General features: G+C 55.6%; 1 protein-coding gene. It reads right to left on the minus strand.

Annotated elements, in window-relative coordinates; genetic code table 11:
* The coding region (locus ACN4EK_RS32695; RefSeq protein WP_431662619.1) for a pentapeptide repeat-containing protein at positions 1–1,328 on the minus strand (1,328 nt) is incomplete at both ends.

A 1,328-nucleotide genomic window follows, 5' to 3' on the forward strand; every position in this document is an offset into this window, starting at 1 on the left:
GGTTAGCCCCGCTCAGGTTAGCCCCGCTCAGGTTAGCCCCGCTCAGGTTAGCCCCGCTCAGGTTAGCCCCGCTCAGGTTAGCCCCGCTCAGGTTAGCCCCCCTTAGGTCAGTACCACTTAAATCTCGACCTGATGCCCCTTGATTGACAATTTCGTGGATGAATCGCCATTTCTGGTCAAGTTGAGTTGAAGTATCAACAATTGTCCCCCTCAGGTCAGCCCCGCTCAGGTTAGCCCCGCTCAGGTTAGCCCCGCTCAGGTTAGCCCCCCTCAGGTCAGTACCACTTAAATCTCGACCTGATGCCCCTTGATTGACAATTTCGTGGATGAATCGCCATTTCTGGTCAAGTTGAGTTGAAGTATCAACAATTGTCCCCCTCAGGTCAGCCCCGCTCAGGTCAGCACCACTCAGGTGAGCACCACTCAGGTCAGCCCTCCTCAGGTCAGCCCTCCTCAGGTCAGCCCTCCTCAGGTCAGCCCTCCTCAGGTCAGCCCCTCTCAGGTCAGTCACAATTAGGTTAGCCCCGCTCAGGTCAGCCACAATCAGGTTAGCCCCGCTCAGGTTAGCCCCCCTTAGGTCAGTACCACTTAAATCTCGACCTGATGCCCCTTGATTGACAATTTCGTGGATGAATCGCCATTTCTGGTCAAGTTGAGTTGAAGTATCAACAATTGTCCCCCTCAGGTCAGCCCCGCTCAGGTCAGCACCACTCAGGTGAGCACCACTCAGGTCAGCCCTCCTCAGGTCAGCCCTCCTCAGGTCAGCCCTCCTCAGGTCAGCCCCTCTCAGGTCAGTCACAATTAGGTTAGCCCCGCTCAGGTCAGCCACAATCAGGTTAGCCCCGCTCAGGTTAGCCCCCCTTAGGTCAGTACCACTTAAATCTCGACCTGATGCCCCTTGATTGACAATTTCGTGGATGAATCGCCATTTCTGGTCAAGTTGAGTTGAAGTATCAACAATTGTCCCCCTCAGGTCAGCCCCGCTCAGGTCAGCACCACTCAGGTGAGCACCACTCAGGTCAGCCCTCCTCAGGTCAGCCCTCCTCAGGTCAGCCCTCCTCAGGTCAGCCCCTCTCAGGTCAGTCACAATTAGGTTAGCCCCGCTCAGGTCAGCCACAATCAGGTTAGCCCCGCTCAGGTTAGCCCCCCTTAGGTCAGTACCACTTAAATCTCGACCTGATGCCCCTTGATTGACAATTTCGTGGATGAATCGCCATTTCTGGTCAAGTTGAGTTGAAGTATCAACAATTGTCCCCCTCAGGTCAGCCCCGCTCAGGTGAGCACCACTCAGGTCAGCACCACTCAGGTCAGCATCGCTCAGGTCAGCA

The organism is Pantanalinema rosaneae CENA516 (genome assembly GCF_050753385.1).
GTDB lineage: Bacteria > Cyanobacteriota > Cyanobacteriia > Leptolyngbyales > Leptolyngbyaceae > Pantanalinema > Pantanalinema rosaneae.